This is a genomic window from Nocardioides iriomotensis, from assembly GCF_004168035.1.
GTDB lineage: Bacteria > Actinomycetota > Actinomycetes > Propionibacteriales > Nocardioidaceae > Nocardioides_B > Nocardioides_B iriomotensis.
On the sequence record NZ_SDPU01000022.1, the window covers coordinates 50,472 to 76,333 of the forward strand.

Below are 25,862 nucleotides of genomic sequence, written 5' to 3' on the forward strand. Positions count from 1 at the left end.
TGGGGGAGCGGCGTCGTTGTTGCTCGGGGCTGCGAACGCGCAACGCGGATCGCGGGGTGGTTCGGGACGGATGTCCGGCTTGTCTGGCCCCGTGGTGATCCGTCCGGGTGGGCGGTGAGAGGTCCGAATTCGGCATGGCCCGCGCCACCGCAGGGTCGGCATGGTCGTGGCCTGTCGGCACCACGCACATCACCAGGGGGAACGCCATGCACGTCCGCCGTCCGCTCACCGTCCTCGCCGCCAACCCCGCGGGCGTGCAGATCGTCGCCGATGCGGCCGGCGTCACGCCGGACACGCTCATCAACGCCCACGGCCTGATGGCCGGAGGCCTGGAGAAGCAGGGGCGCAGCAACAAGGCGATCTCCCACCTGGACCTCGCCGCCATCGATGCCGCGACGGCCGACGCCTCCGCCGCGTGCGGCACGACCTCCTGAGCAACGGGGTGCGGCGCCGCCCACCGACCCGGTCGGTGGGCGGCGCCGTTTGTCGTGCGTGAGGGTCAGGCCCTGACGAGCAGCCCGTCGGCGACGACCTCCAGCAGCGGGCGTACGGCGGTCGGGTCGAGCGACGAGCTGTCGGCCACCGTGGCGACGCCGCCGACGAGCCGGCACACCTGCACCGCATCGACGTCGTCGCGCAGCGCGCCGCGGGCGGCGAGGTGGTCGACCACGCGCTGGCTCGCGCCGGCGAGCACCTGGCACTTGGTCTGGATGGGGGAGTCGGGGTCGCCCATGGCCGAGGTGATCTTGGCCGGGCCGCCCTTGTGCAGGCTGATCAGCCCGACGTAGGTCTCGAACCAGCCGAGCAGCAGGTCGCGGTCGGGGCCCTCGAAGGCCAGCGACTTGTCGGCGGCCTCCTGCACCCGGTCGACCCAGCTCTGCATGATCGCGTCGAGCAGCGACTCGCGGCTGGGGAAGTGGCGGTAGAGCGTGCCCGCGCCGACACCGGCGCGCTTGGCCACGAGGTCCAGGGAGGCGTCGTACCCCTGCTCGCGGAACACCTCGCGAGCGACCTCGACGATCCGGTCGCGGTTGCGCTTGGCGTCGGCGCGCATGGCGTCCCTTCCCTTTCCCTCTTGCCAAACGGAGACACTCTCCGTATTGTTCCTGATGAAGCGGAGAGTTCCTCCATTAAACCCCATGTCGGCCCGCCAGGCCAGAACAGGACCTCCTTCACCCATGTCCCAGACCCTGACCCGCTCCCGTCCCGAGCTGCCCGAGGAGCTGCCGCCGCACGCGACCCGTGCCGCCGCCGGCATCGCGCTCGTGCTCTCGGTCCAGCTCATGCTGATCCTCGACGCCACGGTCGTGAACGTGGCCCTCCCGCACATCGACGCCGACCTGTCCTTCGGGCCGGCCGGCCTGTCGTGGGTGCTCAACGCCTACACGCTCGCGTTCGGCGGGCTGCTGCTCCTCGGTGGCCGGCTCGGCGACGTGCTCGGCCGCCGCCGGATGTTCGAGGTGGGCGTCGCGGTCTTCACCGGCGCGTCCCTGCTCGCCGGGCTCGCCACCACGCCGGGCGTCCTGGTCGCCGCTCGCGCCGCCCAGGGTGTCGGCGCCGCGATGGCCGCCCCCGGCGTCCTCGCCCTGCTCACCACCAGCGCGCCCGACGAGGCCGCGCGCAACCGGGCGCTCGCGCTGTTCGGCGCGGTGACGTCGGGCGGCATGTCGATCGGCCTGCTGCTCGGCGGCTTCCTCACCGACGTCGGCTCGTGGCGCTGGACGATGTTCATCAACGTGCCCGTCGGTCTGGCCGTGCTGGCCCTGACCCGCCGCCTCCTCGACGAGACCGCACGCCGCCCCGGCCGCTTCGACGTCGTCGGCGCGGTCACCGCGACCGGTGCCGCCGTCTCCGTCGTCTGGGCGCTGATCGGCGCCCCCGAGCACGGCTGGACCTCGGTGCGCACGCTCGGCGGTCTCGCCGCCGGCCTCGTCCTGCTCGCCGTCCTCACCTGGACCGAGCGGCGCGTGGCGCACCCGATGATCCGGCCCGAGCTCGTCCGCAGCGGCCGCCGGGTCGGGGCGCTGACGATGATGGCGCTCGTCGTCGGCGGCCAGCTGTCGATGTTCTTCCTCGCGGTCCAGCTGATCGAGGGCGAGCTCGGCTTCGGCCCGATGGCCTCCGGCCTGGCGTTCCTGCCGCTGACCCTGAGCATCTTCGGGATGTCGCGGGTCACCCCGCGGCTGCTCGCGCGGGTCGGCGCCACCCCGATGCTGCTCACCGGCGCGCTCGGCCTCGCGGCCAGCTTCGTCTGGCTCAGCCAGGTGTCCGCCGCCGACACCTACTGGACCGGCGTGTTCGGTCCGATGCTCGTCAACGGCCTCTCGGCGGGCCTGGTGTTCATGCCGGTCACCTCGACCGTGCTCGCCGGCGTCGACCCGGCGCACGCCGGCTCGGCCTCGGGCCTGCTGCAGACCTTCCAGCAGCTCGGTGGCGCGATCGGGCTGGCCGTGATCGTGTCCGTGTACGCCGCGGGCGCGGTGCCCGGCGAGTTCCTGCCCGGCGCGGAGGCGGCCTTCCTCACCTCGGCCGGGTTCGCCTCGCTGGCCTTCGTGGTCGCGCTCGTGCTGCACGGGCTCGGCCGCCGGGCACGGGTCGCCGTACCGGCGAACGCCTGATCCACAGGACACCGGACGGGCACCACTCCCGCGGGGGTGGTGCCCGTTACTGTTCCGTGGTGCCGAAGACCCCGACCACCACCGAGCGACCGACGGTCCGCGACGTGCTGGCGGGCGCGGTGGAGCAGCTCGGCGGCGAGGAGCGGGCCGGCCAGATCGCGATGGCGGAGGCGGTCGCCCGGGCGATTGGCTCCGGGGAGCACCTGCTGGTCCAGGCCGGCACCGGCACCGGCAAGTCGCTGGGCTACCTCGTCCCGGCGCTGCTCCACGACGAGCGGGTCGTGGTCGCCACCGCGACCCTCGCGCTGCAGCACCAGCTGGTCGAGCGCGACATCCCCGCTCTGCTCGGCGCGGCCGAGCACCTCCTGCCCGGCGGGACTCCGTCGTACGCCGTCCTCAAGGGCCGCTCCAACTACGCCTGCCTGCATCGGGTCCGCGAGGGTGTGCCCGACGACCAGGGCGTGCTGGTCGACGTGCCCGAGGGGACGATGGGCTCCGAGGTGCTCAAGCTGCGTGCCTGGGCCGAGCAGCAGGCCGAGACCGGCGGTCCCGGCGACCGCGACTCCGCGCCCAAGCACACCGACAAGCTGTGGCGGCAGGTCTCGGTCAACCACCGCGAGTGCCTCGGCGCGACCCGCTGCCCCTTCGCGCAGGAGTGCTTCGCCGAGCGCGCCAAGGAGAAGGCCGCCCAGTCCTCGGTGATCGTGACCAACCACTCCCTGCTGGCGATCGACGCGATCGAGGGTGTGCCGATGATCCCGGAGTACGACGTCGTGGTGATCGACGAGGCCCACGAGCTCACCGCCCGGGTGACGCAGGCGGCGACCGACGAGCTGACCGTGCCCGAGATCGAGCGCGCCGCCCGCCGGTCGCAGAAGCACGTCGACGGCACCGAGGCCGACGACCTGGCCGATGCCGGCGACGCGCTGCGCGCGGCCTACGAGGAGACCGACGAGGGCCGCCTCGACACGCTCCCGACCGCGCTGGCCGACGCGCTCGTGCTCGTCCGCGACGCCGCGCGGGCGCTGGTGTCGGCGTTCCCCAAGGAGCAGCAGGGCGGCGGGGGAGAGGTCGACCCGGGCCGCACCCAGGCCCGCGGGTGGGTGCAGGAGATCTTCAAGACCTCCGAGCGGATGGCCGCCCACGTCGAGTCCGACGTCGTGTGGCTGTCCCGGCGCGAGCGGCAGCGCGGCGGCGACGTGCTGTGCGTCGCGCCGCTGCAGGTCTGGGGCCAGCTGCGCTCCAAGCTGCTGGCCGAGAAGACCGCGATCTTCACCAGCGCCACGCTCATGCTCGGCGGCGACTTCGCCTCCGTCGCGACCAGCATCGGGCTCAAGCCGTCCGAGCGCGTCGAGGACACCGAGGTGCCCGATCTGGTCGAGGCTGCCGAGGTGCCCGAGGTCGAGGAGGAGCGCGACCGCCGTGAGCCCTGGCGCGGGCTCGACGTCGGCTCGCCGTTCGACTACCCCCGGCAGGGGATCCTGTACGTCGCCCGGCACCTGCCGCCGCCCGGCCGCGACGGCATGGGTGCCGCGACGCTCGACGAGATCGTCGGGCTGGTCGACGCCGCCGAGGGGCGCACGCTCGGGCTGTTCTCCTCACGCCGCGCGGCGGAGGCGGCGGCCGCGGCCGTCCGCGAGCGGCTGCCGCACCTGACGATCCTCGCCCAGGGCGAGGCCCAGCTGCCCGAGCTCGCGCGGCTGTTCGTCGAGGACCCGCACGCCTGCCTGTTCGGCACGCTGTCGCTGTGGCAGGGCCTCGACGTGCCCGGCGACACCTGCCAGCTCGTGCTGATCGACCGCATCCCGTTCCCGCGGCCCGACGACCCGCTGATGTCCGCGCGGCAGCGCGCGGCCGACAAGGCCGGCGGCAACGGCTTCATGGCGGTCGCCGCGACCCACGCCGCGCTGCTGCTCGCGCAGGGCGCCGGCCGCCTGATCCGGACCACCGCCGACAAGGGCGTCGTGGCGATCCTCGACCCGCGGCTGGTGACCGCTCGCTACGGCCGCTTCCTCGCCGACTCGCTGCCGCCGATGTGGCGCACCACCGACCGCGACGTCGTGCTGACCGCCCTGAAGCGGCTCGCCCAGACTTGAGCTGCTCGTCAGCCGCCCCAGATGTCCTCCACCAGCCGTCCGGCCGACTGCAGGCCGGCCAGCCAGGCCTCGGCGTCCTTCTCGCCGGTGCCCGTGCGGTCCCGGAAGATCGTCGTCAGCGAGGCGCGCACCCCCGGCGCGATCGTCGCCGCGTTGCCGCAGACGAGCACCACGGCGTCGCGCTGGAGCAGGTCCCACACCTCGTCGGCGCGCTCGAGCATGCCCGCCTGGACGTAGCGCCGCCCCTGTCCGGGTGCGTCGGAGTAGCACCGCTCGACGCGCACCACGCCCTGCCGCTCGTAGTCGGCGAGCTCGTCGGCGTACAGCAGGTCCGTGTCGGGGTTGCGACAGCCGAAGAACAGCACCGACGGGGCGATCGGCACGCCCTGCTCCTTCTGCTTCGCGCGCTCCTGGAGGAACCCGCGGAACGGCGCCAGCCCGGTGCCCGCCCCGGCCATGATCATCGGCACGTGCGGGTTCTCCGGCGGCGCGAACGGGATCGAGGGCGGTCGCACGAAGACGAACACCGTGCCCTTGGGCGGGGCCTCTGCCAGGTGGTTCGAGCAGACACCCTCGTAGGTGCCGGCACCCGACCGGGCAGGCGCCTCGAGCACACCCGTGGTGATGCTCGCGACGTCCGGGCTGGCCAACGGCGAGGACGAGATCGAGTAGTAGCGCGGGCGGAGCGGGTGCAGCAGGTCCAGGAAGACCTCGAACGGCAGCCGGCAGGACGGGTACTCCTCGAGCAGGTCGAGCACCGAGCGGTTCGGCTCGTACACCTTCTCCCGGTAGGCGGCGTGCGCCGGCTCGTCGTCGCCGGCCATCGACTCCAGGGCCGCCTTCTCCTCGGGGTCCTCCGTGTACCGGGCGAGGACCGCGAGGTCGTCGCGGCTCGCGACGTCCTGCAGCTCCACGCAGGTGCCGAGGACCCCGAGCAGCGGCGTCGGTTCGTCGATCGGGAGGTGGGTGTGCGACCCGCTGTTCGGGATGATGGTGATGTACTGCCCGCCGTCGAGCCCGAAGTGCGCCATCACCCGCCCGATGGACTCGATGCGGTTGCGCGGGAGCACGCCGAGGTGGTCCCCCGCCCGGTACGTGAGGCCCGTCGGCAGGGCGACCTCGATGTGCCGCACCGAGCGGCTCGGCGGCTCGCCGTCGGAGGAGCCGATCAGCTCCCGGTTCTCCCGCACCAGGCCCGCGTGCGCCTCGTAGGAGACGATCACCGGGTTGCTCACCTGACGGTTGGTCAGCGTGATCGCGAGGCGGGGCCCGCGCGCGGCGGCCGTGGCCACCTCGTCGGGGAGGTCCAGCGCGCGGGCGATGTCGGCCCACATGTCACCGTGCCAGGCGCGGTAGTCGGCGTCGAAGTCGCCGGCGGCGTTTCCGGCGCCGCGGGGGTGGATCCGTTCCGCGCCGTGCTTCTCGAGCTCCTCGTCGATCAGGGTGGGGATCGCCTGGTACGTCGACGCCCACTCGGTGTTGCCGCACCCGAAGACCGCGTAGGACACGCCTCTGGCGGCGTCAGCCTTGGCGCCGGAGATCCAGCGGCAGAACTCCGCGGCGTTGTCGGGCGGGGTGCCGTTGTACGACGCCGTCACCACGATCAGCGCCCCGTCCCGCGGCAGGTCGTCGACGTGGTCGTCCAGGGGGCCGACCGTCACGTCGAAGCCGCGCTCGGTGCCCTCCTGCGCGATCCGGGTCGCGATCGACTCGGCCGTGCCGAGGTTGGACCCGAACAGCACCGACAGCCGGGTGCCGTGGCGGGGGACGAGCAGGGTCGGCGTGGCGGCCGTCGCTGTCGCCGCGGTGGTCGTCGGGCCGGCGTCCCGCCGTACCTCGGCCGGCGCCGCCCGGTCCACGTGGTGGCCGGGACGCGGCCGCACCTGGATCCGGAAGTCGGCGGGCTTGACCGTCAGCGTGGTCTTGGTCCGCAGCTGGTAGTCGAGGTGGTCGACGAGATCACAGCGCTGCAGCAGCATGCCGAGGACCAGGGTCGCCTCCTGCAGCGCGAACTGCCGGCCGATGCAGGCACGCAGGCCGGAGCCGAACGGCTTGTAGGCGTTGGGCGACAGCGCGGCCACCCGCTCCGGCGACATGTGGTCGGGGTTGAACTCCTCGGCGTCGGGCCCCCAGACGGAGGCCGCGCGGTGCAGGATCGGGGTCAGCACCGTGATGGCCGTGTCGGCGGGAAGGTGGTACCGACCGCCGATCGTGGTGTCCTCGCGCGGCCGACGGGTGAAGCCCGGCGCGGTCGGCCACAGCCGCAGGGACTCGTCGAGCACCTGCCGCACGTAGGTGAGGCGGTGCACCTGCTCGAAGGTGGGGGCGGCGGTGTCCCCGAGCACCTCGTCCACCTCGCGGCGCGCCCGCTCCATGAACGCGGGGTTCTTCAGCAGGTAGTAGATGGCGAAGGACAGCAGGCCCGACGTCGTCTCGTGACCGGCGATCAGGAAGGTGATGCACTGGGCGCGGATGTTGACGTCCGGCAGCCCCTCCCCGCTCTGCTTGTCGACGCCGGTCAGCATCCGGCCCAGCAGGTCCGTGGTGTCACCCTCGGCGCCCTGGGCGCGACGCTCCGCGACCAGCCGGTCGACCAGGTCGTTCATGAACGCCTGGTCCTCCTCGAGCTGCCGCTGGGCGCGGATCCTCAGGCGGGTCTGGAACGGCAGCTGCCGGGCCCGCGCCTGGGACTCGGACAGGGTGCGCACCATCGCCTGGACGAAGGGGTGCGGGGTGTCGCGGTAGAAGGAGTTGAAGCGGTAGCCGAAGCCGCACAGCGCGATGGTGTCGAGCGTCAGCCTCGTCATGTCGTCGGGGACGTCGACCTCGTCGCCGGGGTTGAGCCGCGTCCACTTGTCGAGCAGCTGCTCGGCGATGTCGACCATCTTCGGCATGTAGTCCCGCATCGCCTGGAGGCTGAACGGCGCCATCAGGATGTTGTGCGCGCGGCGCCAGAGCGGGTCGTCGGTCTCGGAGGTGAACAGCCCGCTGTCCGCGGCTCCCTCCCTCAGGTTGGCCAGCCCTCCCGAGACGAGCTTGTCGAAGCGGGTGTCGTCGCAGACCTCCTCGACCAGCTCCGGGTCGGAGAGGATCAGCCGGAATCCCCCCGGGAGGGTGAGCTTGAAGATGGGGCCGTAGTCCCGGGCCATCGCCATGAAGCCCTCGATGGGGTTGGCGGCGTCGATGTCGAACACGTTGCCCACCACGGGCAGCCCGTGCGGCCCGGGGATCTCGTCGAGCTCGATCGTCGTGGTCATGGGTGCTCCTCTGCGGTGTCGGGCGGTGGGGGCGGGGTCCGGCCGCGGTGCGCGGCGTGCCGGGGGGAGACCTTCACCAGCAGGACGCCGCTCAGCAGCAGCACCCAGGCCGGGAAGACCGTCAGGGTCGCGGGGTGGAACGTCGTGCTGACGAGCAGGAAGGTCGCGCCGAGGTAGCCGAGAAGCGCCACCCAGCGGGGCAGCAGGGCACGGCGGCGGGTCAGGGTCGTGGTGGTGATCATGTACATGCCGGCGGCGCGGACCCCGAAGACGAAGAGCATGCCGTAGCCGACGCTGGTGAGGGTCCGTGCCACCGCGGGGTCGGGCAGCGGGCTCGTGGACAGCACCGTCAGCAGTGCCACGCCGGCCGCCGCCGCTGTGCCCGCGAAGAGCATGCAGACGAAGAGCACCCCGGAGGTCACCTGCAACCACCGGGGCACCTCCGACGCGCTGCCGGGCAGCGCGTCGACCAAGGTGCGGGTCGCGCCCATGTGCCACAGGAACGCGATGCCCGCGAACGGCACGAAGTACAGGCCGGCCGTGACGAGTACGTTGCCCCGGCCCACGGTGTAGAACGAGGCATAGACGTGGTCGGCCGCGTCGAGGCCGGGAGCCTGCCGCATCAGGACCAGGGACGTGACGAACAGGCCCGAGAACAAGATCCCGGAGACCGAGACGGCACGCGCGAGCGCGCGGATCTCGCGTGTCCACGGGCCCGGGTCCGGCCGGACGGTGCCGCCTGGCGGGGTCCTCGACCTGGTGCTCGACCTGGTGCCCGAGCGGGGCATGAGCTCGCGGACCTCCCTCCCTCGACGCGCGTGTCCCCGTCCCGGGACGACACGCGACGTTCCAGCGAAACACCGCACCGCGAGATGTCGTAGACACCTTTGACCCGTGGTCCAGATAGTCATTCGGAGGGGTGCGTGGGCGGGGGCCGCCGACCTACCGTGGTGCTGAGGTGAGGCGATGGTGGACGACCGCACCACCTGCGTGGTCGTCGGCGGCGGTCCGGCCGGCATGGTGCTGGGCCTGCTGCTCGCGCGTGCCGGGGTCGAGGTCCAGGTGCTCGAGAAGCACGGCGACTTCCTCCGGGACTTCCGCGGCGACACCGTCCACCCCTCGACGCTCCAGCTGCTCGACGAGCTCGGCCTGGGCGAGGAGTTCGCCGGGCTGCCGTACAGCCGCGTCGACGAGGTCGCGTTCCCGGTCGGCGAGGACCAGGTGGTGGTCGTGGCCGACTTCCGCCGGCTCCGGGTGAAGTACCCGTACATCGCGATGGTGCCCCAGTGGGACCTGCTCGACCTGCTCGCCGACGCCGGGCGGCGCGAGCCCGGCTTCACCCTGCGGATGAGCACCGAGGTGACCGGGCTGGTCCGCGAGCAGGGACGGGTCCGGGGCGTGGTGTACCACCGGCCGGACGGGACCGTCGGGCAGATCGAGGCGGACCTGGTGGTCGGCTGCGACGGTCGCTGGTCGACGGTCCGCCGTCAGGCAGGGCTGCGGCCACGCGAGTTCCGCGTCCCGATCGACGCCTGGTGGTTCCGGCTCCCGCGCGCGGCCACGGACGCCATGTCGGCGCTCACCCCGCGCGCCGCCCCGGGCCGGTTCGCCGTGGTGATCCCGCGCACCGACTTCCTGCAGATCGCCTACATCGGCCGCAAGGGCACCGACCCCCAGGTGCGGGCCCGGGGGATCGAGGCGTTCCGGCGCGACGTCGCCGAGCTGATGCCGGAGCTCGCCGACCGCCTGGGGGAGCTGGGCTCGATGGACGACGTCAAGCACCTCGACGTGCGGGTGAACCGGCTGCACCGGTGGCACGTCGACGGTCTGCTGTGCATCGGCGACGCGGCGCACGCGATGTCCCCGGTAGGTGGCGTCGGCATCAACCTCGCCGTGCAGGACGCGGTGGCGGCCGCGACGCTGCTGGCCGAGCCCCTGCGGCGGGGCGCGGCGACTCCTGACAGGCTGCGGGCGGTCCGCAACCGCCGCCTCGTGGCGACGGTCGCGGTCCAGTCGCTGCAGCGGCTGCTGCACCGCGGCCTGGTGCGGCCGATCCTCGACGGGCGACGGACCGGTCCACCGAAGCCGCTGCTGGCGCTCCTCCACGGCGTGCCGCGGACGACGTCGGTGACCGCCTACCTGATCGGCGTCGGCTTCCGGCCCGAGCACGCCCCGCCGTTCGCCGTACGCCGCGTCACCGGATGACGAACCGGAACGTGAACGCGGTGCCCTGGCTGTTGCGTGCGGCCAGGTGCATCACGCCACGCGCGCGGGCGTAGGCGCCGGTCCCGCCGGTGATGGCCATCACCGACGGGTGGGCGTCGTAGAACGGCCCCTCGACGGTCAACGAGCCCTTGCCGAGCCACGTGGTGAAGGAGCACTGCCAGGCCTCGCCGACCACCGTGCGGATGCACGAGCCCTGGTCCCGACCGACCTTGCGGGAGTTGGTGCGGTCGTAGACCGGGTTGGCGAACGTGAGCAGGTCTCCGTTGCTGTCGCCGTCCGGCGCGAGGTCCACGAGGGCGTCCGAGACGGCATGTTCGACGACGGTGATGCGGGGGGCGGCACGCTCGCCCTGGGCCGCGGAGACCGTGAGCACGGTCCCGGCGACGACGGTTGCCACGGTGCCGGCGACGACGACTTTGCTGCGCATCTGGCTCTCCCATCTGTTGTACGACACGCCACAGGGTCGTGCGACGGGGAGAGCCGGGCACCCGATGTCTGTCGGCCCTGGGCCCACGTTAGACCCGGGCGCGGGAGCAGGGACAGCGCCACAAAGCCACGCGAAACCGCGCTTACCCGCTCAGGCGGCCCGCCGGACGAGCTCTTCGAGCAGGGCGGGCGCGTCGGTCACCGGTGGCAGGGCGGCCACCTCCGCGGCCAGGTCCCGGGCCTCCGCCCGGTGTCCTGGGTCGCCGAGCAGCCGCTCGAGAGCCGCCGGCAGCCCGGCGACTCCGTCCGGCCCGCCGTCCAGCCGCACTCCGGCGCCGACGGCGGCGAGGTGGTCGGCGTTGAGGAACTGGTCGAACGAGAACAGCGGCAGCACCACTTGCGGCACCCCGTGCACCACGGCCGTCATCGTGGTGCCGAAGCCGCCGTGCCCGACCACCGCCGCGGCCACGGGCATCACGGTCGCCTGCGGCCACCACCGCTCGACGTGCGCGTTGGCGGGGAGCGGCCCGAGGTCGGACGGGTCGAGCGCGCTGCCGGTCGTCAGCAGCAGCCGGTACGGCGCGTCGGCGAGCACGTCGACCGCGCGCCGGTAGACCGCCCGGAACGTTCCGAGCCCGGCCGTCACCGAGCCGAACGTGACGTACACCAGGGGCGCCTCCGGGTCGCCCCAGGGAGGCGGCAGCGCGGGTGCCACCCGCGCGTCCTCGACCCGGAACCGGTGCGGCACGACCGGCGGCTCGCCGCGTGCACCGTCCAGCGTGGGCGGCACCCCGGTGAGGAGGGGAGCCGCGGCCGAGGCCTTCTCGCACCGGCCGGGGGGAAGTCCGGCCAGTGCGTCGAGCTCGGCGAAGGGCTCGGCGAGGTGCGGCGCCATGTCCTCCACGACCCGGGTCATCCCGATGGCGACCGTCGCGTGCGGCACCCCGGAGGCCTCCGCGGCAGCGAGCGAGCCGAGCTCGGCCGGCTCGCGCAGCACGAGGTCGGGGTGCCACCGGTCGATCGTCGCCAGCACACCGGGGAGGGCGGCCTGCGCGTCGAGCCGGCCGAACACCTCGCGGACCACCACCTCGTCGGCCTCCTCGGCCGGGAGCTGCGGCAGCCGGGCGAACGTCGCCTGCAGCTGCTCCGCGGGCGCGTCGGCGAAGGGGTGGTGCGCGAACTCTCTGCGCGCCACGTCGTCGGCGAAGGAGGCCGGCGCCGCGACGGCGACCTCGTGGCCGGCGTCGCGCAGCGCGTGGGCGAACGGCACCAGCGGGCCGAAGTGGCCCGCTCCCGCGGTCGACGCGACCAGCACGCGCATGTCGCGGATCGTGGCACGACGCGACGGCGTGCCGGAACCGCCCGGCCGGGTGGCTCGGAGATGGTCAGGGCCGCCGGGCGCGCCAGGCGTCGATCGCGACGACCACGATGTCGGCGACGCTGGGCTCGTGGGCGACCGCGTCGACATCGAGCCAGGCCGCGAAGTCCGTGCTGCCGCCGACCTCCAGGGTGCCGAGCGTGCCGCCGGTGACGGAGGCCCGGTAGATGACACGCACCGACTTGAACGGCCGGCCGGAGACGCGCGACGTCCCGGTCCACGAGTGCACCACGAGCGGGTCGTGCAGCTGCACGTCGTGCCCGGTCTCCTCGAGGGCCTCGCGCACGACCGCCTCCTCGACGGTCTCGTCGAACTCGACCCCGCCGCCGGGCAGCGACCAGCACGGCGTTCCCGAGCCGGAGCCGTTGAACCAGGTGAGCAGGACTCGGTCGTCCTCGACGACCAGGGCATAGGCGGCGAGCCGGGTGTCGTACTCCGTGTAGTGCACGTCGGCACGCTAGCGATGAGTTCCGGCCGTCCCTGCGGTCGACACGGCATGGCACACACGCACACGCGGCACGAGGTGGGCGCCGACCCCGACCTGCAGGCGGAGCTCCGCGACGTCCTGGACGCCAACCGGTTCATGGTGCTGGGCACGGTCGGGCCGGACGGGCACCCCCGCGTGAGCCCGGTGTACTTCACCCACGACGGCTACCGCCGGCTCTACTGGGTGTCGTCGCCGGACGCGCAGCACACGCACAACGTGCACGGGCACCCGGAGGTCGAGGTCGTCGTGTTCGACTCCACGCGCGTCCCGCGCGAGACGCAGGCGGCCTACCTGCGCGGCACCGCCGTCGAGGTTGCCGGACCCGAGCTGGCGGACGAGTGCGCGCGGGCGTTCGCGAGCGTGGGCGAGGGCGCGCGGCCCTTCACCCCCGAAGAGCTCAGCGGCGACGCGGACCTGCGGCTGTTCCGGCTGGACGTCCGGGAGTACGCCGTGCACGTGCGCGGCGGCTCCGCACGCGGGCTCGGTGTGGACACGCGGTTCGGCATCACGATGCCGGACGCCGGTTAGCCGAGCCGCGACCGCCCGTCGTACCCACCGCGCGGCTCCCCGAGACCGAAGAACGCGCCGACCGTCGGCGCCACGTCCATCGTGCGGGCGACCGCCGTCGAGCTCACACCCCGTCGGACGACCCGGTGACCGCCGGACACGAAGAACGGGATCGGACGCGTGGCCGGGTGGCCGTGGTTGCCGGGGATCGGGTTGGCGTAGACCTCGGGGTCGCTGAACCGCCAGCCCGCCTCGCAGTAGACGACCAGGTCGCCCGCCTCCGGGCCGAGGCGCAGGGCAGCCGGCTCGTGCGAGGAGAGCACGCCCTCCACGCCGGCCACCACGGCACGCATCCGCGCGACGGCGGCGTCCCGCTCTTCAGCAGCGCCGGTCCAGTAGAGGAGGTCGGCGCCGCCGTTGTCGGCGATCTGGACGTTCCCCGCGAGCAGCGGGTCGGCGTCCAGGGCGGGCGCGAGCGACACGACGCGGTGCGGGAGCGACCAGTCCATCGAGTGGTCGGCGAGGACGACGACCACGGCGTCCTGCCAGCGGCCTGTGTCCTTCAGCATCGACACGAAGCGCGCTACCTGCTGGTCCACCGACACCAGCGCGGCGGTGCGGGCGGCCTGCAGCGTGGTGCCGGTCAGGTCGGAGTGACCCACCCGGTCGCAGTCGCCGAGGTTGACGAACACCAGGTGCGGGTCGAGCTCGCGCACCATCGCGATCGCGGCGTCCATCGTGAACTGGTCCGGCGCGTGGCCGCTGACGGGCACGACCGGCGCGGGCTCCCAGCGGTGCGTGGCGCGGGTGCCGAAAATGCCGTAGAGGTACTCCTTCGACAGCACCGTCCCGGTCGTCAGGCCGTGCGGGCGCATCCGTTCCAGCAGGGTCGGGAACCGCAGGTCGTCGGGCCGGTCGAGGTCGCGCACCGCCTGCTCGCCCCGGTCGTAGACGGAGTTGGCGGGGACGCCGCTGCGGTCCGGCCGGACGCCGGTCATCATCATCACGTGGTTCGGGATGGTCTCCATCACCGGAAGGGACCGCGCGCGGGGGAAGTCCGTGCCGTCGCTGCGCAGGCCCGCCAGGTGCGGCGTGAGCGCGGTGGTGATCTCGCCGGGCTTGCAGCCGTCGACGACGAGCACGTAGGCCCGCCTGCGCGTCGCGGCGTGTGCCGTACCCGTGGCGCCGCTGGAGAACAGCAGGGTGGCGCCACCCGCGGCCCCGACCTGGAGGAAGGCGCGGCGCCTCACGCGACCGGCCCGTCCACGGGACGCACCTTCTGGGTGGTGGCGTCGGTCGCCCACGACGCCGTCCACGTCGAGCCGGCGTTGCGGTCGGCCCGGTCGCCGATGACGTAGTAGTCCATCTGCGTCCGTGCGCCGGTCACGTCGAGGACGGCGTAGCCGTGGTCGTCGAAGTTCAGGTACTTCACGTGCCGGTTGGCCGTCTTGATCGCGGTCTCGACGCCGATCGACGTGGTGCGCGGCGGGCTGCCGGTGATGTCCTTGAGGTTGTTGCTGGTGACGCTGGTGCCGACGAACTCGGTCGCGACCGACGGGCTCAGCGGGTAGGTGCCGGCGTCGAGAGGCAGGTCGCAGGCCCACCCGGAGTGGATGTCGCCGGTCAGGAACACCGTGTCGGTGATGCCGTTGTCGGCGAGGAACCGGAACACCTCGCGGCGGTCGGCGGTGTAGCCGTCCCACTGGTCGACGTTGTACGGCAGGCCGTCCTCCGGCAGGAGGCCCGTGACGTCGTTGACGCCGCGGGAGAGCTCGGCCGGCAGAGGCGGGAAGACCACCGGCGCGATCATCACGGGGTTGCCGACCAGCTTCCACTGCGCACGGTCGCTGGCCAGCGACTCCTTGAGCCAGGCCATCTGCGCGTCGCCGGTGACCGTGCGCGCCGGGTCGCTGACACCGCCGTCGGTCGACGGCACCGGGGGAGCGGGCTGCGCCGCCTGCTGGTCGCGGTAGCTGCGCAGGTCGAGCATGCTCAGCTCGGCGAGCGTCCCGAACCGCAGCCGCCGGTAGAGCCGGGTGCCGTCCCCTACGTCCGCGGTACCGCCGAGGCGCACCGGCATCCACTCGTCGTACGCCCGGTGTGCGGCGGCCCGTCGGGCCAGGTAGTCGCCCTCGTCGGGCTGGTGGTTCTCCGCGCCCGCGCGCCACTGGTCGTTGGCGACCTCGTGGTCGTCCCAGGTGACGACGAACGGGACCCGGGCGTGCAGCCGCTGGAGGTCGGGGTCGCGCTTGTACTGCGCGTGGCGTTGCCGGTAGTCGGCCAGCGCCACCATCTCGCGCGGCGGCTCGTGCGGCCGGACGTTGACGTTGGACCGGCCGTAGCCGTACTCGCCCGGGGCGTACTCGTACAGGTAGTCGCCGAGATGGATGACGGCGTCGAGGTCGTCGCGGTCGGCCAGGTGCCGGTAGGCGGAGAACCAGCCGGCCTGGAGGTTGGCGCACGAGACGACGCCGAAGCGGAGCCGGTCGGGGGAGGACCCGGCGGCCGGCGCCGTCCGGGTGCGGCCGGTCGGCCCGGCCACGCCGTCGTAGAGGAACCGGTAGAAGTACCGCGTCGCCGGGCTCAGTCCGCCGGCCTCGACCTTGACGGTGTGGTCGCGGCCGGGGCCGGTCGTGGTGGTTCCGCTGCTGACGACCCGGCGGAACCGGCGGTCGGTCGCGACCTGCCAGCGCACGCCGACCCGCGGGCCGCGCCCGGACCCGGGGGTGGCCGCGGCGGTGGGTGTCACGCGGGTCCAGAGGACCACGCTGCGGGGGTGCGGGTCGCCGGAGGCGACGCCGTGCTGGAAGTACGGCGGGGCCGCGTGCGCGTCGCCGGCGGTGAGGGTCACGGCGGCGGCGCCGGCGGCACCGGCGGCTCCGGTCAGCAGGGAGCGGCGGTCGAGGTCGGGTGGCGTCACAGGAGGGACAACGAGCGTCGCCGCCTGCGGTGACGGTGCGCGACGAGGGTTCACCCGGCGTTCACCCCGTACCGTCGTCGGCGTGGGCCCCTTCGTGCGGTCAGCCGGTGTGCGGGCAGGCGCAGCCGGTCTGGTGGCCTGCACGGCGCTCACCGCCTGCACGTCCGCGCCCACCGCGCCCACCGCGCCCACCTCGGACCCGGCGCCGCGGCCCGCCCGGGCACCGGCCTCGTCGGAGCCACCCTCCGCGACCGCCGCGCCCCCGGGCAGAACCTGCACCGAGCCGCTGGTGCTCACCCGGCCGCACGCGCGCGGTCCGTTCCGGCTCACCGCGCGCCAGGCCCGCGCCCGTGCGTCGGAGGCCGTGCCGGCCTCGCGGGTCGACGCCCGCGCCCGGGTCGCCGTCGTCGAAGGGATGCACCCGATGCGCCGGCCGCACGCCTACCCGCTGCGGACCGACACACCCTGCCCGGAGGAGTCGGTCCGGCCGGTGACGCTCACGGTCGTCGGTGACGTGATGCTGGCCCGCGGGGTCGCGACAGCTTCGGGCGGCGACCTGTCCCGGCCGCTGGCCGCGACGGCACCGCGGCTGCGGCGCGCGGACCTCGCCGTCGGCAATCTCGAGAGCACGCTGTCGCGCGCCGGGGCGCCGACCCAGGGCGGCGACTCGTTCGGCGCCGACCCGTCCGCGGCCGACGCCCTGGTCGACGCCGGCTTCGACGTGGTCGGCCTCGCCAACAACCACACCGGCGACTTCGGCCCGGCGGCGCTGGTGCGGACGGTCGCCCGCGCCCGGGCCGCGGGCCTGCGCACGTTCGGCGCCGGCCGGGACCTCGCCGCGGCGCGGCGTCCCGCCGTCGTCGAGGCGGGCGGGACGACGTACGGCTTCGTGGGGTTCAACGCGATCGGGGAGACCCCGGCCGCCGCGCCGGGGCGGCCCGGCGCGGTGCAGGTGGGCATGCCGCCGCGGACCGGGCCGCTGGACCGCGCCGGGCTCGACCGGTTCCTGCGCGACGTACGGCGGCTGGCGCGGCGGGTCGACGTCGTGGTGGTGCTGCCGCACTGGGGCGAGCAGTACGTCCACCGGCCGTGGCCGGTGCAGCGGCAGGTCGCGCGCGACCTGGTCGCGGCCGGTGCCGACCTCGTCGTCGGCGGGCACCCGCACCAGGTGCAGGGCACGTCGACGGTCGGCGGGGCGCTGGTCGTGCACTCGCTTGGCAACTTCGTCTTCGACATGGACTTCGCCGGCCCGACCATGGAGGGCGCCGTGCTGGAGACGACCTGGTGGGGCGGCGAGCTGAAGGCGGCCGAGCTCGTGCCGTACCGGATGGACGCGTCGTTCACGCCGCGCTGGCTGCGGTGGCCCGAGGCGCGGCGGGTGCTGGCGCCGGCGGCGCCGTTCAGCGGGCCGGCGTTCCGGTTCTGAGCCAGGCCCAGGCGAGCCGGCCGGTGCGGCCGAGCTGGGCCGTCGAGACGACCGCGGGGACGTCGCCGGCGGAGTGGTAGCCGGCGTAGGGCGTGCTCCCGAACCGGACGACGGGGTAGCCGGCCTTCTCGAACGACCAGTGGTCGCTGGCGGTGTTCTCGCACGGGGCGGCCGGGACGCCGATCCGCCGCGCGGTGCGCAGGACGGCGCGCTGCACCCGGTCGGCCGACAGCGGTCCGGTGCACACCGGGACCGTGCGGCCGACGCCGACCCGGTCGAGCGAGGCCATCGCCACCAGGGCGCGACGCTGCGCGCGCGGCATCGTCCGCACGTAGCGGGTCGAGCCGAAGTGGTGCAGCGCGTCGCCCGGCCCGCGCGGCTCCTCGGCGCCGAACGCCACGAACACGGTCGGCGCGCCCGGCTCCTCCCGCGCCGCCAGCCGCGCGAGCTCGAGCAGCACGGCGACGCCGCTGGCGTTGTCCTCGGCGCCGGGCGCGACCGCCACGGTGTCGAGGTGGGCGCCGACCAGCCGGTGCGGCCGCGACGGGTCGAACCCCGCTGGCTCCGCCACCACGTTGGACGACCGACCGGCCGCCACCGGCGCGCCCCAGGAGTCGCCGGCCGGGACTGGGAACGACGGCCGGCTCACGTCGTACCCGAGCGAGCGGAGGCGACCCGCGACCCAGCGGGCGGCGCGGTCGTACACCGGTGCCGTCGCGAGCCGCGGCCCGATCCTGCCGGCGAGGTGGCGGACGTCGGCCGTGGCCCGGGCTGCGTCGAAGCGGACCGGTTGCGGTGCGGGGGCGGTCGTCTTGGTCGACTCCGTGGGGGAGGCAGCGACCGTGGCCGTGGGGGAGGACGAGGTGCTGCCCTCGGGGCGCGCGGAGGGCTCGGGCGTGCAGCCGACCAGGGCGAGGCCCGCGACGACGCCGAGCAGGTACGAGCCCCTCATGCGACGAGCGTAGGGCGTGCCTCGCGTCCCCGGCCGTCGCGAGCGGTGTCATGTCGAGTGCCTCGCAAGGCGGAGGAGCGAAGGCGGCGCGAAGCGCCGTCGAGTCGAGTCCTTGTCGGGGTTCCCGCGGGAGCGCGAGCTCGCGAGCGTCTCCCGTGGGGTGGCACTGAACGCCGCGAGGCGCCGACAGGGCGGCGCGCATCAGGCCATGGGACGGGGAGTCACACCCTGGGGTTCGCGGCTGACAGGATGGTGGTCATGGCGTCCTTGTTCGTGGTCAGCGACGTGCACGGCTACGCCGACGACCTCCGGGAGTCGCTGCGCAGCGCCGGGCTCGTCGACGCCGACGACGCGTGGACCGGCGACGACGCGCAGCTGTGGGTGCTCGGCGACCTCATCGACCGCGGGCCGGACGGCATCGGTGCCATCGACCTGGTGCGCTCGCTGATGGGCCAGCGGCCCGGCCAGGTGCACATGCTCATGGGCAACCACGAGGCGCTGGCGCTCGGCTACAAGCTCTTCCCCGACACTCGTTTCGGCGAGGTGTGGGCGATCAACGGCGGCCACGCCAGCGACCAGGACCGGCTCACCGACGACCACGTCGCGTGGCTGCGCACGCTGCCGGTGCTGGGCCGGCACGGCGACTACCTGCTGATGCACTCCGACACCACCGACTACCTCGAGTGGGGCGACTCGGTCGACGACATCAACGGCACCGTCGCGTCGCTGCTGGAGGACGACGACGCGGAGGCGCACTGGGAGGTGTTCGCCTCGCTGACCAGCCGCTTCGACTTCGCGGGCAGCGACGGCGTGAAGGTCGCGCAGGACGTGCTGTCCACGCTCGGCGGCGGCTGCCTCGTGCACGGGCACAGCATCATCGGCACGCTGACCCAGCAGCCCTCGCACGAGATCGAGGGACCGATCGCGTACGCCGACGGACTGGTGGTCGCGATCGACGGCGGCCGCTACGACGGCGGACCGCTCCTGCTGGTCGAGCTCGCCTGACCGGGCCTGCGGCCCTGTGCCCCTGGGGTCAGACCCGGCGCAGGACCGCGGTGACCTTGCCCAGGATCGTGGCGTGGTCGCCGTCGATCGGGTCGTAGGCCTGGTTGTGCGGCAGCAGCCAGACGTGCCCGTCCTTGCGCTGGAAGGTCTTCACCGTCGCCTCGCCGTCGAGCAGCGCGGCCACGATGTCGCCGTTGTCGGCGGTCTGCGCCTGCTTGACCACGACGTAGTCGCCGTTGCAGATCGCCGCGTCGATCATCGAGTCGCCGACGACCTCGAGCATGAACAGCGTGCCGTCGCCCACGAGCGAGCGGGGGAGCGGCAGCACCTCCTCGAGGTTCTCCTCGGCGAGGATCGGGCCGCCGGCCGCGATCCGGCCGACCAGCGGGACGAGCTGCGGCTGCGGCTGGGCGTCGCCGATGCCGGTCACGTCGCCGGTGTCGCCCGGCTCGCCGGCGAACGCCGCCGGCTCGGCGGCTGCGCCGCCGCTGCCGGGGTCGAAGACGGAGAGCGCGCGCGGCCGGTGCGGGTCGCGCTTGAGGTAGCCCTTCTCCTCCAGCACGCGCAGCTGGTGGGCGACCGAGGATGAGCTGGTCAGCCCGACCTGCTCGCCGATCTCCCGCATGCTCGGGGGGTAGCCGCGGTGCTCGATGGAGTCCTTGATGACGGTGAGGACACGCTGCTGCCGGGGCGTGAGGCCGGAGGCGTCGGGAGGTCCGTCGGGCAGCTCGGTGACGGTGCCGTGCCCTGATGCGGTCTTCTTGCCAGCCATCGTGCGTCCTCACGTCGGGTGCCCCGGTGACCCCGTGGTCCTGGTCTGGGCCGTGGTCCCGGTCCTGCGCGGCCCTGCTCGGCCACAGCGGCCCAGTGCCGTCACCGTAGGGCAGAGCACCCTCCGGGTTCAAACACTTGTTCGAACGGCGTGTCGTGGTGGGATGCCGGGCATGACGCCCGCCGCCCCCGCTCCCGTCGCCGTCGTCACCGGGTCCGCCCGCGGGATCGGGCGGGGCATCGCGCAACGCCTGGTGGCGCGGGGGTACGCCGTCGTCGTCACCGACGTCGACGGCCCCGCGGCCCGCCGTACAGCCGAGGAGGTGGGGGCGGTCGCCGGCCTCGCCCAGGACGTCCGCGACGAGGCGTCGCACGCGGCGGTGGCCGCCGAGGCCGCCCGGCACGGACGCCTCGCGGTGTGGGTCAACAACGCCGGCGTCGGCGACGACGGGACGTTGGTCGGCGTCTCGTCGGAGTCGGTGCGCCGGCTCGTGGACGTCAACCTGCTCGGCGTGCTGTGGGGGATGCGCGCGGCGCTCGCGGCGTTCGGTCCGGAGGGCGGCGACGTGGTCAACGTGGCCTCGGCCTCGGCGCTCGGGCCGGTCCCCGGGCTCGCGGTGTACGCCGCCACGAAGGCGGCCGTCGTGTCCGTCACCACCTCCGCGTCCATCGAGGCACCGCGCGGGGTGCGCCTCCATGCGCTCTGTCCCGACGGCGTCGATACCGCGATGGTCGCCGCCATGGACCCGGCTGGCCCGGCCCGCGCGATGGTGCACTCCTCCGGGCGGCTGCTCACCGTCGACGAGACCGCCGACGCCGCCGTCGCCCTGGTTGGCAGCGGCCGGGTGGTCCGCACGCTGCCGACCTGGCGCGCGCCGCTGATCCGGTCGGGGTCGCTGCTGCCCTCCAGGACGGGGCCGGCGTTCCGCGTGTTCGAGCTGGTCGGGCGCCGCGTGATGCGGCGACACGCTCGAACACGTGTGCGACCGGAGGCTTGATTCGTTCGAACACGTGCTCTACGGTCGAACTTGTGTTCGATCGAACAGGCTTTCGACTCCGGGCAGGGTCCGGGCGGGGCGGGTTCGCGAAAACTGTCGGTGGGGCTCGATACACCTTCAGCCATGGACACGCTCACGCACCGCACCACCGCTTCCTTCCCCCGGAGGTCTGAGATGAGCACCCTCGCCGTCGCACCTGGTTATGCAGCGCCCCGCGAGCGCGCGGTCCGTGCCGCCCGGCCGGCCCGGCCTGCCGCCCGCGCCGCGGCCCCGGCGCCCGCCGCCCCGGTCCGCCTCACCCGGCGCGGCCGGCTGGTCGTCACGCTGCTGTTCGTCGTGGCGCTCACGGTGCTCGCCACGGTGTTCGGCGCCACGTCCGCCGCGACCGGGGAGGCCGGCACCCCGGTGCCGACCCGCACCGTCGTGGTCCAGGAGGGCGACACGCTGTGGGCGATCGCGGGCGAGGTGGCCGCGCCCGGCGACGTGCGCGAGATGGTCCACCGCATCCAGGAGCTCAACGCGCTGCCCGGGTCCGGCCTGACGCTCGGCCAGGAGCTGGCAGTGCCGCTGGGCTGAGCGCCCGCGCACGTCGGGCGACCGACCAGGCGACCGACAACAGACGTGCCTCGACCTCCTCGACCCGGGTCCGCAGGCATGAGGGGAAGAAGGGCGGAGCCGCTGCCCGTGCGGCTCCGCCCTTCGTCATGTCCGGCGTCAGTGCGCGCGCTGGGTGGCCGCGTCGGCCAGGTCGCGCAGCGCCGACCGGGCGGTGCCCGTGATCGGTGCCGCCTCGAGGGCGGCCAGCGCCGCGGAGGTCAGCGCGTCGATGCGGCGCTCCACGTCGTCGGCCGCACCCGACGCCTCGATGACCGCGCGCAGGTCGGCGACCTCGTCCTCGTCCAGCGGCCGGCCGAGCCCAGCGTCGAGCCGCTTCGCGTCGGCCGCGCCGGCGCCCTCGAGCGCGAGCGCCACCAGGACGGTGCGCTTGCCCTCGGTGAGGTCGTCGCCCGCGGGCTTGCCGGTGACCTCGGGGTCGCCGAACACGCCGAGCAGGTCGTCGCGCAGCTGGAACGCCTCGCCGAGCGGGAGCCCGAACGCCGACAGCGCGTCGATCGTCGCCGGGTCCGCGCCGGCCAGGGCGGCGCCGACGTGCAGCGGCCGCTCGATGGAGTACTTCGCGGACTTGTAGCGCAGCACCTTCATCGCGAGGTCCACGTCGGACTCCCCGCGCGCCTGCACCGAGACGTCGAGGAACTGCCCGGCGATCACCTCGCTGCGGGTCAGGTCGAACACCGCGAGCGCGTCGCGCACCCGGTCGTGGGGGAGCCCGCAGCGGCGCAGCAGCTCGTCCGACCAGGACAGCAGCAGGTCGCCGAGCAGGATCGCTGCGGCGGCGCCGTACTGCTCGGGCGAGCCGGACCAGCCGAGCTCCCGGTGCCGCGCGCCGAACGCCGCGTGCGTGGCGGGACGGCCGCGGCGGGTGTCGGAGGCGTCCATGAAGTCGTCGTGCACCAACGCGCTCGCGTGCAGCAGCTCGAGCGAGGCGGTCGCCCGCACCAGGGCGGCCTGGTCGAGGACCTCGTCCTGCACGGCGCGGTAACCCCACCAGCAGAACGCCGCCCGGAACCGCTTGCCGCCGCGCACCGCGTCGTGCGCGGAGCGGACCAGCGCGTCGGCGTCGGGTCCCAGCGGCGCGAGACGGCGGGCCTGCTCGTCGACGAACGTGTCGAGCGCGGACTGCACCGCGGAGCGCAGCGTCGCGGGGTCCCAGGTCACCGGCGCAGCCTACGTCGGCCTCTCCTCACGTGATGGACCCGTCCGGGATGGGGCAGTTCCTCCACCTATCCTGGGGGCATGGCTCTCGGACTGCCCTCACGCATGCCCGGCGGTGCGTCCACCGTCCGGGAGCTGATCGCTGCCGGGGAGCGGTCGTTCTCGTTCGAGTTCTTCCCGCCCAAGGACGCCGAGGGCGAGCGGCAGCTCTGGCGCACGCTGCGTGAGCTGGAGCCGCTGAACCCGACGTTCGTCTCCGTGACGTACGGCGCCGGCGGGTCGACCCGCGACCGCACGGTCGGCATCACGGCGCAGATCGCCCACGACACGTCGATGACGCCGCTGGCGCACCTGACCTGCGTCGACCACTCGGTCGCGACGCTGCGGTCGGTCATCGGCTCCTACGCCGGCGCCGGGGTGCGCAACGTGCTCGCGCTGCGCGGCGACCCGGCCGGTGGCCCGCGGGCGCCGTTCGAGCCGCACCCCGAGGGTCTGCGCTACGCCGTCGAGCTGGTCGAGCTGACCAAGTCGCTCGGCGACTTCTGCGTCGGGGTCGCGGCGTTCCCGGAGCTCCACCCGTCGGCCGAGTCGGCCGACGCGGACGCCCGTGTGCTCGCGGCCAAGGCGCGCGCGGGCGCGGACTTCGCGATCACCCAGCTGTTCTTCCGGCCCGACGACTACTTCAGGCTCGTCGACCGGGTCTCGGCCCTCGGCGTCGACATCCCGATCATCCCGGGCATCATGCCGATCACGAACCTCGCCCAGGTCACGCGCATGGCCGAGCTCTCCGGTGCCGCGCTGCCCGACGAGGTGGTCGAGCGGGTGGCGCGCTTCGAGGGCGACCCCGCCGCCGTCCGCGCCGAGGGCATCCGGGTCGCGACCGAGCTGTGCGACACCCTGCTCGCCGGCGGCGCGCCGGGCCTGCACTTCTACACGCTGAACCGCTCGAAGGCCACGCGCGAGATCTTCTCCGGGCTGCGCACGGCGGTCGGGTGATGGCCGGCACCTCGATCACCACGGTGGGCGAGGGCCAGGCGTCCGGTACCCCGGACTCGCTGCGGCTGCACGTGTCCGTGCAGCACACGGCCGCGAGCGTCAGCGACGCCCTGTCGGGCTGTGCCTCGCGGCTCGAAGCCGCCGTCGCGGTGGCCCGCCGGTTCACCGAGCCGCACCGCATCGGGTCCACCGGGCTGCACGTCGACCACGAGTACACCGACCAGGGTCGCGCCACCACCGGGTGGGTCGCGCACCACGCGCTCCGCATCGAGGTGCCCGACGTGGCGGCGTCGGGGGACCTGGTCACCGCGCTGGCCGACGAGGTGGGTGACGCGCTGCGGGTCGGCCATGTCGAGATGTACCTCGCCGATCCGGCCGACCTCGCCGTCACGGCCCGCGCGGCGGCGTTCGAGAACGCCCGCGCCAAGGCCGACGAGCTCGCCGCGCTCGCCGGGCAGCAGGTGACCGGCGTCGTCTCGGTCGCCGAGGGCGCCGGGGTCCGTCCCTACGGCGTCGTCGAGGCCGCGCCGGCCGCGATGGCCAAGGTCGGCACGTCGTTCGAGCCCGGCTCGGCCACGGTCTCCGCGTCGCTCACCGTGGTCTGGTCGACGACGCCGGCGTAGCGCGCGGCACCTCCCCGATCCGTTCCGCCACGACGGCGGCGGTCAGGGTCGCGAACGGCAGCCCGCTGGTGCCCGCGACATGTGCGCCGGCGGCGTAGACCCCCTCGACCGGCGTGCGCGTCCCGAGCCGCTGCCGCACCGTCGCACGGCCCTGCCACAGCACGCCGTACGGCGACCCGCCCCACGCGACCACCTGCTCGCGCGGCGACCGGTCGACGCGCACGACGACCTGTTCCCGCACGTCGACGCCGCGGCGGGCCAGGGCGACCAGCACGTCCTCGGAGAGCCGGCCGCGACCGAGCACCGTCCACGCGGCACCACCCTCCGGCGCGGAACCACCGGTCCGCACCACGAGGGTCGGGTCGCCGTGCAGGACCACCTCGTGCGGCAGGTCCGGGACGTCACCGCGGAGGCCCAGGTGGCTGACGACCGGTGGGATCGCAGGCATGGTGCGGCGGACCCGGTCGGCGAGCGCGGGAAGGCCCCGCGGGTCGACCGCGACGACCACGACGTCCGCGTCCACCACGCCCGCGGAGGTGTCGACGCCGACGGCCCGGCCGTCACGCACGACGAGGTCGCGGACCGTGGTGCCCAGGCGCACGTCCACCCGGCGCTCGCCGAGCCTCCGGGTCATCGCGTCCGCCAGCGCGCCCAGCCCGCCGGCGACCGTCCAGGTGCCGAAGTTCTGCTCGACGTAGTCGAGCATCCCGACCCAGGCCGGGACGTTGCGCGGGTCGTGGCCGTCGAGGACGGCGTGGGTGAGGGCGAGGGAGCGGAGCCGCTCGTCCGTGCGGAACCTGCGACGTACGACGCCGTGCAGCGACGTCCGCGAGCTCAGCACGTCGCGGACGGCCGCGTCCTGGTGGTCGTGGTCCCAGGGCCGCTCGAGGTAGCCGCGGCGGAGCACGTCCCAGGTGCCGGCGAAGGAGTGCACGTGGTCGACCCAGGCCTGCCCCGCGGCGGGACCGAGCGCCTCGCCCACCGCGTCGAGCTGGCCCCCACGGCTGCCCGACGGCAACGCCAGCGTGGTGCCGTCCTCGAAGCGGTGCTCGCGCACCGGCTGGACCGGCACCAGGTCGAGCTCGCGCTCCAGCGGGCGGCCGGACTTGCGGAACAGGTCGCGCAGCACGGCGGGCAGCGCCGTCGCCGTCGGGCCCGTGTCCCAGCGGAAGCCCTCCCGCTCCAGGAAGCCGACCGCCCCGCCGAGCCGGTCCCGCCGCTCCAGCAGCACGACCTCGTGACGGTGCTTGGCCAGCCGCGCGGCCGCCGCGGTGCCGGCGATGCCGCCCCCGACCACCACCACGCGCGCCATGGCGGGGAGCCTACGGGTGGCCGGCGCCGTCCCGGCTGTCGGTCCGGGGTGGTGAACTTGGACTGTCCCACCGTCGTCCCCCCGACCGAGA

Annotated in this window: 23 protein-coding genes; 11 read left to right on the plus strand and 12 right to left on the minus strand. The window is 74.2% G+C overall.

Annotation, left to right across the window (positions count from 1 at the left end):
- Positions 1-206: 206 nt before the first annotated feature.
- Complete coding sequence (locus ETU37_RS11105; RefSeq protein WP_129987398.1) at positions 207-434, plus strand: hypothetical protein; 228 nt, start codon at positions 207-209, stop codon at positions 432-434.
- Between the two features lie 65 nt (positions 435-499).
- Here the strand turns inward: ETU37_RS11105 and ETU37_RS11110 are convergent, their stop codons facing one another.
- Positions 500-1,054 carry a TetR/AcrR family transcriptional regulator gene (locus ETU37_RS11110; RefSeq protein WP_129987399.1) on the minus strand — a complete coding sequence of 185 codons (555 nt, stop codon included), beginning with the start codon at positions 1,052-1,054 and terminating at the stop codon, positions 500-502.
- Positions 1,055-1,178: 124 nt separating this feature from the next.
- On the opposite strand from ETU37_RS11110, the gene ETU37_RS11115 reads away from it, so the two are divergent.
- Together ETU37_RS11115 and ETU37_RS11120 are read left to right on the plus strand one after the other, a co-directional pair.
- A complete protein-coding gene (locus tag ETU37_RS11115) occupies positions 1,179-2,618 on the plus strand; it encodes an MFS transporter (RefSeq protein ID WP_129987400.1) in 1,440 nt (479 codons plus the stop codon).
- Between the two features lie 56 nt (positions 2,619-2,674).
- Positions 2,675-4,714: an ATP-dependent DNA helicase gene (locus ETU37_RS11120; protein ID WP_420819107.1), complete on the plus strand. Its 2,040-nt coding sequence runs from the start codon at positions 2,675-2,677 to the stop codon at positions 4,712-4,714.
- Positions 4,715-4,722: 8 nt separating this feature from the next.
- On the opposite strand, the gene ETU37_RS11125 is transcribed toward ETU37_RS11120, so the two are convergent.
- Complete coding sequence (locus ETU37_RS11125; RefSeq protein ID WP_129987401.1) at positions 4,723-7,971, minus strand: bifunctional cytochrome P450/NADPH--P450 reductase; 3,249 nt, start codon at positions 7,969-7,971, stop codon at positions 4,723-4,725.
- Positions 7,968-8,759: a hypothetical protein gene (locus ETU37_RS11130; RefSeq protein ID WP_129987402.1), complete on the minus strand. Its 792-nt coding sequence runs from the start codon at positions 8,757-8,759 to the stop codon at positions 7,968-7,970. Before ETU37_RS11130 ends, ETU37_RS11125 begins: the two co-directional genes overlap by 4 nt.
- A 178-nt stretch (positions 8,760-8,937) precedes the next feature.
- Between ETU37_RS11130 and ETU37_RS11135 the strand changes: the two genes are divergently transcribed.
- Entirely contained in the window at positions 8,938-10,176 is a 1,239-nt protein-coding gene (locus ETU37_RS11135; protein ID WP_129987403.1) for an FAD-dependent oxidoreductase, read from the plus strand.
- Here the strand turns inward: ETU37_RS11135 and ETU37_RS11140 are convergent.
- The 3 genes from ETU37_RS11140 to ETU37_RS11150 all read right to left on the minus strand — a co-directional run bounded on the left by ETU37_RS11140 (position 10,166) and on the right by ETU37_RS11150 (position 12,449).
- The gene (locus tag ETU37_RS11140) at positions 10,166-10,624 is read right to left on the minus strand and encodes a dirigent protein (protein WP_129987404.1); all 459 of its coding nucleotides are present in this window, start codon (positions 10,622-10,624) and stop codon (positions 10,166-10,168) included. The genes ETU37_RS11135 and ETU37_RS11140 overlap by 11 nt on opposite strands.
- Before the next feature lie 150 nt (positions 10,625-10,774).
- Positions 10,775-11,944, minus strand: a complete 1,170-nt coding sequence (locus ETU37_RS11145; RefSeq protein WP_165372500.1) for a glycosyltransferase — start codon at positions 11,942-11,944, stop codon at positions 10,775-10,777.
- A gap of 64 nt (positions 11,945-12,008) precedes the next feature.
- Complete coding sequence (locus tag ETU37_RS11150; protein WP_129987406.1) at positions 12,009-12,449, minus strand: NUDIX domain-containing protein; 441 nt, start codon at positions 12,447-12,449, stop codon at positions 12,009-12,011.
- Between the two features lie 48 nt (positions 12,450-12,497).
- On the opposite strand from ETU37_RS11150, the gene ETU37_RS11155 reads away from it, so the two are divergent.
- Positions 12,498-13,016 (plus strand): pyridoxamine 5'-phosphate oxidase family protein, encoded by a 519-nt coding sequence (locus tag ETU37_RS11155; RefSeq protein ID WP_129987407.1) that lies wholly within the window; start codon positions 12,498-12,500, stop codon positions 13,014-13,016.
- Here the strand turns inward: ETU37_RS11155 and ETU37_RS11160 are convergent.
- Both ETU37_RS11160 and ETU37_RS11165 read right to left on the minus strand, forming a co-directional pair.
- Positions 13,013-14,245 carry an alkaline phosphatase family protein gene (locus ETU37_RS11160; protein ID WP_129987408.1) on the minus strand — a complete coding sequence of 411 codons (1,233 nt, stop codon included), beginning with the start codon at positions 14,243-14,245 and terminating at the stop codon, positions 13,013-13,015. The genes ETU37_RS11155 and ETU37_RS11160 overlap by 4 nt on opposite strands.
- A complete protein-coding gene (locus tag ETU37_RS11165; RefSeq protein ID WP_129987409.1) occupies positions 14,242-15,915 on the minus strand; it encodes an alkaline phosphatase D family protein in 1,674 nt (557 codons plus the stop codon). Before ETU37_RS11165 ends, ETU37_RS11160 begins: the two co-directional genes overlap by 4 nt.
- A gap of 82 nt (positions 15,916-15,997) precedes the next feature.
- Here ETU37_RS11165 and ETU37_RS11170 point away from each other — a divergent pair, with 82 nt between their 5' ends.
- On the plus strand, positions 15,998-17,341 hold the full coding sequence (locus tag ETU37_RS11170) for a CapA family protein (protein WP_129987410.1): 1,344 nt from the start codon (positions 15,998-16,000) through the stop codon (positions 17,339-17,341).
- On the opposite strand, the gene ETU37_RS11175 is transcribed toward ETU37_RS11170, so the two are convergent.
- Positions 17,316-18,293 (minus strand): M28 family metallopeptidase, encoded by a 978-nt coding sequence (locus ETU37_RS11175; protein WP_129987411.1) that lies wholly within the window; start codon positions 18,291-18,293, stop codon positions 17,316-17,318. The two genes, ETU37_RS11170 and ETU37_RS11175, sit on opposite strands and share 26 nt — an antisense overlap.
- A gap of 258 nt (positions 18,294-18,551) precedes the next feature.
- On the opposite strand from ETU37_RS11175, the gene ETU37_RS11180 reads away from it, so the two are divergent.
- Entirely contained in the window at positions 18,552-19,298 is a 747-nt protein-coding gene (locus tag ETU37_RS11180; protein ID WP_129987412.1) for a metallophosphoesterase, read from the plus strand.
- Between the two features lie 28 nt (positions 19,299-19,326).
- Here the strand turns inward: ETU37_RS11180 and lexA are convergent, their stop codons facing one another.
- Positions 19,327-20,070 (minus strand): transcriptional repressor LexA, encoded by a 744-nt coding sequence (gene lexA / locus ETU37_RS11185; protein ID WP_129987413.1) that lies wholly within the window; start codon positions 20,068-20,070, stop codon positions 19,327-19,329.
- Positions 20,071-20,242: 172 nt separating this feature from the next.
- On the opposite strand from lexA, the gene ETU37_RS11190 reads away from it, so the two are divergent.
- Together ETU37_RS11190 and ETU37_RS11195 are read left to right on the plus strand one after the other, a co-directional pair.
- Positions 20,243-21,067 (plus strand): SDR family NAD(P)-dependent oxidoreductase, encoded by an 825-nt coding sequence (locus ETU37_RS11190; protein ID WP_129987414.1) that lies wholly within the window; start codon positions 20,243-20,245, stop codon positions 21,065-21,067.
- 174 nt (positions 21,068-21,241) lie between these two features.
- On the plus strand, positions 21,242-21,643 hold the full coding sequence (locus tag ETU37_RS11195; protein ID WP_206053877.1) for a LysM peptidoglycan-binding domain-containing protein: 402 nt from the start codon (positions 21,242-21,244) through the stop codon (positions 21,641-21,643).
- Between the two features lie 138 nt (positions 21,644-21,781).
- Here the strand turns inward: ETU37_RS11195 and ETU37_RS11200 are convergent, their stop codons facing one another.
- Positions 21,782-22,843, minus strand: a complete 1,062-nt coding sequence (locus ETU37_RS11200; RefSeq protein WP_129987416.1) for a polyprenyl synthetase family protein — start codon at positions 22,841-22,843, stop codon at positions 21,782-21,784.
- Positions 22,844-22,921: 78 nt separating this feature from the next.
- Between ETU37_RS11200 and metF the strand changes: the two genes are divergently transcribed.
- Positions 22,922-23,836: a methylenetetrahydrofolate reductase [NAD(P)H] gene (gene metF / locus ETU37_RS11205; RefSeq protein ID WP_129987417.1), complete on the plus strand. Its 915-nt coding sequence runs from the start codon at positions 22,922-22,924 to the stop codon at positions 23,834-23,836.
- The gene (locus ETU37_RS11210; protein WP_129987418.1) at positions 23,836-24,459 is read left to right on the plus strand and encodes an SIMPL domain-containing protein; all 624 of its coding nucleotides are present in this window, start codon (positions 23,836-23,838) and stop codon (positions 24,457-24,459) included. Before metF ends, ETU37_RS11210 begins: the two co-directional genes overlap by 1 nt.
- Here the strand turns inward: ETU37_RS11210 and ETU37_RS11215 are convergent.
- On the minus strand, positions 24,428-25,771 hold the full coding sequence (locus tag ETU37_RS11215) for a phytoene desaturase family protein (protein WP_129987419.1): 1,344 nt from the start codon (positions 25,769-25,771) through the stop codon (positions 24,428-24,430). The two genes, ETU37_RS11210 and ETU37_RS11215, sit on opposite strands and share 32 nt — an antisense overlap.
- Positions 25,772-25,862 lie beyond the last annotated feature (91 nt).

What these genes read in the sequence shown, in the direction of transcription:
- ETU37_RS11105 (WP_129987398.1), top strand. Translation starts at nt 207, where the DNA reads ATGCACGTCCGCCGTCCGCTCACCGTCCTCGCCGCCAACCCCGCGGGC.
- ETU37_RS11110 (WP_129987399.1), bottom strand. Translation starts at nt 1,054, where the DNA reads ATGCGCGCCGACGCCAAGCGCAACCGCGACCGGATCGTCGAGGTCGCT.
- ETU37_RS11115 (WP_129987400.1), top strand. Translation starts at nt 1,179, where the DNA reads ATGTCCCAGACCCTGACCCGCTCCCGTCCCGAGCTGCCCGAGGAGCTG.
- ETU37_RS11125 (WP_129987401.1), bottom strand. Translation starts at nt 7,971, where the DNA reads ATGACCACGACGATCGAGCTCGACGAGATCCCCGGGCCGCACGGGCTG.
- ETU37_RS11130 (WP_129987402.1), bottom strand. Translation starts at nt 8,759, where the DNA reads ATGCCCCGCTCGGGCACCAGGTCGAGCACCAGGTCGAGGACCCCGCCA.
- ETU37_RS11135 (WP_129987403.1), top strand. Translation starts at nt 8,938, where the DNA reads ATGGTGGACGACCGCACCACCTGCGTGGTCGTCGGCGGCGGTCCGGCC.
- ETU37_RS11140 (WP_129987404.1), bottom strand. Translation starts at nt 10,624, where the DNA reads ATGCGCAGCAAAGTCGTCGTCGCCGGCACCGTGGCAACCGTCGTCGCC.
- ETU37_RS11145 (WP_165372500.1), bottom strand. Translation starts at nt 11,944, where the DNA reads ATGCGCGTGCTGGTCGCGTCGACCGCGGGAGCGGGCCACTTCGGCCCG.
- ETU37_RS11155 (WP_129987407.1), top strand. Translation starts at nt 12,498, where the DNA reads ATGGCACACACGCACACGCGGCACGAGGTGGGCGCCGACCCCGACCTG.
- ETU37_RS11175 (WP_129987411.1), bottom strand. Translation starts at nt 18,293, where the DNA reads ATGAGGGGCTCGTACCTGCTCGGCGTCGTCGCGGGCCTCGCCCTGGTC.
- ETU37_RS11180 (WP_129987412.1), top strand. Translation starts at nt 18,552, where the DNA reads ATGGCGTCCTTGTTCGTGGTCAGCGACGTGCACGGCTACGCCGACGAC.
- lexA (WP_129987413.1), bottom strand. Translation starts at nt 20,070, where the DNA reads ATGGCTGGCAAGAAGACCGCATCAGGGCACGGCACCGTCACCGAGCTG.
- ETU37_RS11190 (WP_129987414.1), top strand. Translation starts at nt 20,243, where the DNA reads ATGACGCCCGCCGCCCCCGCTCCCGTCGCCGTCGTCACCGGGTCCGCC.
- ETU37_RS11195 (WP_206053877.1), top strand. Translation starts at nt 21,242, where the DNA reads ATGAGCACCCTCGCCGTCGCACCTGGTTATGCAGCGCCCCGCGAGCGC.
- metF (WP_129987417.1), top strand. Translation starts at nt 22,922, where the DNA reads ATGGCTCTCGGACTGCCCTCACGCATGCCCGGCGGTGCGTCCACCGTC.
- ETU37_RS11210 (WP_129987418.1), top strand. Translation starts at nt 23,836, where the DNA reads ATGGCCGGCACCTCGATCACCACGGTGGGCGAGGGCCAGGCGTCCGGT.
- ETU37_RS11215 (WP_129987419.1), bottom strand. Translation starts at nt 25,771, where the DNA reads ATGGCGCGCGTGGTGGTGGTCGGGGGCGGCATCGCCGGCACCGCGGCG.